This is a genomic window from Xanthomonas sp. SHU 199 (genome assembly GCF_000364665.1).
Classification (GTDB): Bacteria; Pseudomonadota; Gammaproteobacteria; order Xanthomonadales; family Xanthomonadaceae; genus Xanthomonas_A; species Xanthomonas_A sontii.
Genome location: NZ_AQOI01000439.1, coordinates 1 through 6,409, shown reverse-complemented (window position 1 = coordinate 6,409; position 6,409 = coordinate 1). Strand labels below are relative to the sequence as shown.

4 protein-coding genes are annotated in these 6,409 nt (G+C 69.6%); 3 read left to right on the top strand and 1 reads right to left on the bottom strand.

All coding sequences use genetic code 11. The features are described from left to right. Positions 1-49 precede the first annotated feature (49 nt). Positions 50-907 carry a 23S rRNA (adenine(2030)-N(6))-methyltransferase RlmJ gene (locus D183_RS0114140; protein ID WP_026144478.1) on the top strand — a complete coding sequence of 286 codons (858 nt, stop codon included), beginning with the start codon at positions 50-52 and terminating at the stop codon, positions 905-907. A gap of 27 nt (positions 908-934) precedes the next feature. Here D183_RS0114140 and D183_RS0114135 read toward each other — a convergent pair whose 3' ends face one another. Next, entirely contained in the window at positions 935-1,900 is a 966-nt protein-coding gene (locus D183_RS0114135; RefSeq protein WP_017909573.1) for a YwqG family protein, read from the bottom strand. Positions 1,901-2,032: 132 nt separating this feature from the next. Between D183_RS0114135 and D183_RS0114130 the strand changes: the two genes are divergently transcribed. Together D183_RS0114130 and mfd are read left to right on the top strand one after the other, a co-directional pair. Then, a complete protein-coding gene (locus tag D183_RS0114130; RefSeq protein WP_017909572.1) occupies positions 2,033-2,575 on the top strand; it encodes a GNAT family N-acetyltransferase in 543 nt (180 codons plus the stop codon). Between the two features lie 122 nt (positions 2,576-2,697). Further along, the gene (gene mfd, locus D183_RS0114125) at positions 2,698-6,366 is read left to right on the top strand and encodes a transcription-repair coupling factor (RefSeq protein WP_017909571.1); all 3,669 of its coding nucleotides are present in this window, start codon (positions 2,698-2,700) and stop codon (positions 6,364-6,366) included. Positions 6,367-6,409 lie beyond the last annotated feature (43 nt).

Below are 6,409 nucleotides of genomic sequence, written 5' to 3'. Positions count from 1 at the left end.
TAGCACGGCAGGCGTGGCCGGCCGGCGTGGCGCCCCGTACACTGCGCGGATGAATTACCGCCACGCCTTCCACGCCGGCAACCATGCCGATGTCCTCAAGCACATCGTGCTGCTGGCGCTGCTCGATGCGTTCAAGCGCAAGGACAGCCCGTTCTTCGTGCTCGATACCCACGCCGGGCGCGGCCGCTATCTGTTCGCGGCGAACGAGGCGCGCAAGACCGGCGAGGCCGCCGCCGGCGTGCTGCGGTTGATGGGCCAGCCGACCCTGCCCGACGTGGTGGAGCGCTACCTGCGCGCGGTGCAGGCCGACAATCCGGTCGGTGCCCTGGTCGCCTACCCTGGCTCGCCGCTGCTGGTGGCGCAGGCGCTGCGCGCGCAGGACCGGCTGGCCGCCTGCGAGCTGCAGACCGAGGAAGCCGCCGAACTCAAGGCGTTGTTCGCCCACGACCGCCGCGTGCAGGTGCATGCCGGCGACGGCTATGCGGCGATCAAAGCGTTCCTGCCGCCGAAGTCCGGGACCAACCGAATCGGCCGCGGGCTGGTGCTGATCGATCCGCCCTACGAAGCGCAGGACGCCGAGTACCCGCTGATCGTGGCCGCGCTGCGCGAAACGCTGAGCCGCTGGCCGCAGGCGGTGTGCGCGGTGTGGTATCCGATCAAGCAGCGGCGCAGCCTGCAGCCGTTCTTCCGCAAGGCCGCGGCGTTGCCGGTGGCATCGGCGCTGGTCGCCGAACTGCAGGTGCGCCCGGACGATTCGCCGTTGCGGCTCAACGGCAGCGGCATGCTGCTGCTCAACCCGCCCTGGCAGTTCGAGCAGACGCTGGCGCAGGCGCTGCCGCCGCTGAAGGCGCACCTGGGCGAAGCCGGTGCCAGCACGCGCCTGGAGTGGCTCAAGCGCGAGGCATGAGGTGCTCGGGGCGGCGCACGCGCGCGCTCAGAAGCAATCCCAGTTGTAGGCGATGCGGCTGAAATCGCCGCGCCGCAGGTCGTCCGGATCGATGAAGAAGTTGGCGACGCCGCTGTCGCCCCACATCATCTCCTCGTCGCTGTCCAACTGCAGCAGCAGGACCTGCTTGTCCTGCAGGGTACGCGGGTCCTGCTGGGTGAATTCCGGGTAGCCGCCGAGCTTGTTGCCGCCACGGCTCAGCGCATCGAACAGCGCGTCGTCCACCGCATCCTGCGACACCGCGTGGCGCTTGGCGTAGGCGGCGGCCACCTCTTCCAGCGGCCTGCCCAGCACCTGCTCGAAGCGCACATCGCTGCTGCCGATGGTTTCCTCGCCGGCGTCGAACCGCATCGCCCGCGGCCGCGCCGGATCGAACGGCAACGTGTCGGCCGCTGGCAACGGCACCTCGGCCTGCCGCGCCGACGCCTTCGGCTGCGGCCAGTACACCACGCGGAAATTGCGTTGTTCGCTCAGCGCGGCCAGGTCGCTGCGCGCACCACCGAAGTTGGCCCCATAGAAGTCGTCGTCGCCGCCGATGAAGAACTGCAGCATGCCCTGGCGCGGGTAGCCGGGCAGCGGCGGCATCCGGGCCAGATCGATCTGCGCCAGCAGCGCCAGCGGCTGGCCATCGGCCGCATGCGGATACGGCTTGTCACCGGTCCAGTAGGGGCGCCCGCCGACCTTGCTGGCCAGGCGATCGTCCTGCGCCATCGGCCGCAGTTGCAGTTGCACCACCGGCCGGCGCGTGGCCTGCAGCCGCGCCTGGTACGGGGCCAATGCCTGTGTCGCCAACTGCTCCGCATCGGCGACTGGAGCGGCGGTGGTAACGGTCGGCGTGTCGTGGTGCTGCACGCGCAGCAGCCACCTGCCACCGCCCACCAGCAGCCCCACCAGCAGCGTGGCCAGGCCCAGCCCGATCGCCGCAGAGACGGCCACGGCATGCGATGTCTTCATCGTCGCGCATTCCCTTGAACGAAGCGCCACTCTAGCAAGACCACCCGAACGGCACATCGGCAGGACGCTGCGTTCACGGGCGTAAGGTTTTGGTAATGCGAGAATCCAGGCTTCGTCGAGGATCATACGGCCATGGCTACCCGCAACCGCATGCCTCCGTGGCATGAAACCTTCACCCTGCCCAGTGGGCGCGAACTGCTGATCCGTCCGATCCGGCCGGAGGACAGCGCGCCGCTGCAAGGTGCCTTCGGCCTGCTCGGGCCGACCGAGATCCGCGAGCGCTTCCTGCATTCGACGCAGGAACTGACCGAGGACATGGCGCAACGCCTCACCCATCCCAATCCGAAGTCGGAACTGATCCTGGTCGCCGCCGAGCCGCTGCCGCCGGGCGAAGCCGTGGTCGGTGCGGTGGCGCGCGCCGCGATCAACCCGGGCACCCGCGAGGCGCAGTACGCGATCCTGGTCAGCAGTTTCGTTTCCGGCCAGGGCCTTGGCCGGCAATTGATGCGCAAGCTGGTCAAGTGGGCACGCCGCAAGTATCTGGACCGACTCTACGGCGATGTGCTCGAACGCAACGTGCCGATGCTGCAGTTGGCCGAGTCGCTGGGCTTCCAGCGCATGCCGCATCCGGACAATCCGGACCTGGTGCGGGTGGTGCTGGAACTGGGCAGCTGAAAACTCGGGACCCGGGACCCGGGACCCGGAAAAGCCAGAGCTCAGCAGGCAGCTTCAGCTCCTGCTCTTACGTGTCCCCGGCCCCGGGCCCCGGGTCCCGACCTTGCTAAACTAGTTGGTCCATGCCGCCCCTTCCCTTCCCCGTTCCGCCGCTGCCCAAGTCCGGCCAGCTCCGCGCGCACTGGCGCGCCCCCGCGTCCTCCACCGCCCTGGCCTGGCACATCGCCTGCGCCGCGTCCGCGCACCGCGGGCCGTTGCTGGTGGTCGCACGCGACAACCAGAGCGCGCATCAGCTCGAAGCCGACCTGCATAGCCTGCTCGGGGAGGATCCCAGCCTGCCGGTGGTGCCGTTCCCGGATTGGGAAACCCTGCCCTACGACCAGTTCAGTCCGCACCCGGACATCGTCAGCCAGCGCCTGGCCGCGCTGCACCGGCTGCCGACGCTGACCCAGGGCATCGTGGTGGTGCCGGTGCAGACGCTGATGCAGCGGGTGGCGCCGCTGCGCTACATCGTCGGCGGCAGTTTCGACCTGCGCGTGGGCCAGCGCCTGGACCTGGACGCGGAGAAGCGGCGACTGGAAAGCGCGGGATACCGCAACGTGCCGCAGGTGATGGACCCGGGCGACTTCGCCGTGCGCGGCGGCCTGCTCGACGTGTACCCGATGGGCACCGACGCGCCGCTGCGGATCGAACTGCTGGACGAGGACATCGATTCGATCCGCGCCTTCGACCCGGAATCGCAGCGCTCGCTGGACCATGTGCAGGCGGTGCGCATGCTGCCCGGGCGCGAAGTGCCGATGGACGACGTCAGCGTGGAGCGGGTGTTGACCGCGCTGCGCGAGCGCTTCGACGTGGACACTCGCCGCAGCGCGCTGTACCAGGACCTGAAGGCCGGGCTGGCGCCGTCGGGCATCGAGTACTACCTGCCGCTGTTCTTCCAGGACACCCGCAGCAGCGGCGCACGCGAGGCCACCGCCACCCTGTTCGATTACCTGGGCGAGCACGTGCTGCCGCTGATCGCCCCGGGCGTGGGCGCCGCGGCCGATGCGTTCTGGGCGCAGACCCAGGCCCGCTACGAGCAGCGCCGCCACGACGTGGAGCGCCCGCTGCTGGCGCCGGAGGAGCTGTACCAGGCGCCGGACGCGCTGCGCGAGCGCCTCAACGGGCTGCCGCGCATCGACGTGTGGGCCGCCGACCACCCGCGCATCGACGAGGCACAGGCGCTGGGCGACCAGCCGCTGCCGCCGCTGCCGGTGGCGGCCAAGGACGCCGCGCCGGGCGCGGCGCTGAAGAGCTTCCTCGATCACTACCCGGGCCGGGTGCTGATCGCCGCCGATTCGCCCGGCCGCCGCGAGGCGCTACTGGAAGTATTGGCGGCCGCGGAGTTGAAGCCGGAGGTGCTGCCGAATTTCGCGGCATTTGTTCCTTCTCCCACCGGGAGAAGGTGGCGCGAAGCGCCGGATGAGGGTGCGGCGTCTGCGCGGTCGGGAACGAAGAAGGCGGGTGCTAAGGCGGGTGCTTCGGCAAGTTCCACGGTTGCGCAGACGAACTCCACTAGCGGTCGGACCCTCACCCCAACCCCTCTCCCGGAGGGAGAGGGGCTTTCTGCTGCACGTTTCGCTATCGCGGTTGCGCCGCTCGACGACGGCTTCGCGCTGGAGGAGCCGCGGATCGCGGTGCTGACCGAGCGCCAGTTGTTCCCCGAGCGTGCCAGCCAGCCGCGGCGCAGCCGGCGCGTGGGGCGCGAGCCGGAAGCGATCATCCGCGACCTCGGCGAGCTGTCCGAAGGCGCGCCGATCGTGCACGAGGACCACGGCGTCGGCCGCTACCGCGGGCTGATCGTGCTCGATGCCGGCGGCATGCCCGGCGAGTTCCTGGAAATCGAATACGCCAAGGGCGACCGGTTGTACGTGCCGGTCGCGCAGTTGCACCTGATCAGCCGCTACTCCGGCGCCTCGGCCGAGACCGCGCCGCTGCATTCGCTGGGCGGCGAACAATGGACCAAGGCCAAGCGCAAGGCCGCCGAGAAGGTGCGCGACGTGGCCGCGGAGCTGCTGGAGATCCAGGCGCGCCGGCAGGCCCGTGCCGGGCTGGCGCTGCAGGTGGACCGGGCGATGTACGAGCCCTTCGCCGCCGGCTTCCCGTTCGAGGAAACCCCCGACCAGCTGGCCGCGATCGACGCCACCTTGCGCGACCTGGCCAGCAGCCAGCCGATGGACCGCGTGGTCTGCGGCGACGTCGGCTTCGGCAAGACCGAGGTCGCGGTGCGCGCGGCCTTCGCCGCGGCCAGCGCCGGCAAGCAGGTGGCGGTGCTGGTGCCGACCACGCTGCTGGCCGAACAGCACTACCGCAACTTCCGCGACCGCTTCGCCGACTACCCGCTCAAGGTCGAGGTGCTGTCGCGCTTCAAGAGCAGCAAGGAGATCAAGGCCGAGTTGGAGAAGGTCGCCGCCGGCAGCATCGACGTGATCGTCGGCACCCATCGCCTGCTGCAGCCGGACGTGAAGTTCAAGGACCTGGGCATGGTCATCGTCGACGAGGAGCAGCGCTTCGGCGTGCGCCAGAAGGAAGCGCTGAAGGCGCTGCGCGCCAACGTGCACCTGCTGACCCTCACCGCCACGCCGATCCCGCGTACCTTGAACATGGCCATGGCCGGACTGCGCGACCTGTCGATCATCGCCACGCCGCCGCCGAACCGGCTGGCGGTGCAGACCTTCGTCACCCAGTGGGACAACGCCCTGTTGCGCGAAGCCTTCCAGCGCGAACTGGCGCGCGGCGGCCAGCTGTACTTCCTGCACAACGACGTGGAGAGCATCGGCCGCATGCAGCGCGAGCTGAGCGAACTGGTGCCGGAGGCGCGCATCGGCATCGCCCACGGGCAGATGCCCGAGCGCGAGCTGGAAAAGGTGATGCTGGATTTCCAGAAGCAGCGCTTCAACGTGCTGCTGTCGACCACGATCATCGAATCGGGCATCGACATCCCCAACGCCAACACCATCGTCATCAACCGCGCCGACCGCTTCGGCCTGGCGCAGCTGCACCAGTTGCGCGGCCGCGTCGGCCGTTCGCACCATCGCGCCTACGCCTACCTGCTGGTACCGGACCGGCGCAGCATCACCCCCGATGCGCAGAAGCGGCTGGACGCGATCGCCTCGATGGACGAACTGGGCGCCGGCTTCACCCTGGCCACCCACGATCTGGAGATCCGCGGCGCCGGCGAACTGCTGGGCGAGGACCAGAGCGGGCAGATGGCCGAGGTTGGCTTCAGCCTGTACACCGAACTGCTGGAACGCGCGGTGCGCAGCATCCGTCAGGGCAAGCTGCCGGACCTGGATGCCGGCGAGGAAGCGCGCGGCGCCGAGGTGGAACTGCACGTGCCCGCGCTGATCCCGGACGACTACCTGCCCGACGTGCATACCCGCCTGACCCTGTACAAGCGTATCTCCAGCGCCCGCGACAGCGATGGCCTGCGCGAACTGCAGGTGGAGATGATCGACCGCTTCGGCCTGCTGCCGGATCCGGTGAAGCACCTGTTCGCGATCGCCGAACTGAAGCTGCAGGCCAACGTGCTGGGCATCCGCAAGCTGGAACTGGGCGAGCACGGCGGGCGCCTGGTGTTCGAGGCCAAGCCCAACGTGGATCCGATGACCATCATCCAGATGATCCAGAAGCAGCCCAAGCTGTATGCGATGGATGGCCCGGACAAGCTGAAGCTCAAGCTGCCGCTGCCGGAAGCGGCCGACCGCTTCAATGCCGCGCGCGGCCTGCTGACCGCGCTGTCGCCACGCTGAGCGACGCGGGCGCGTCCGCCCGCGCCGGCCCCCGCACGCGGCC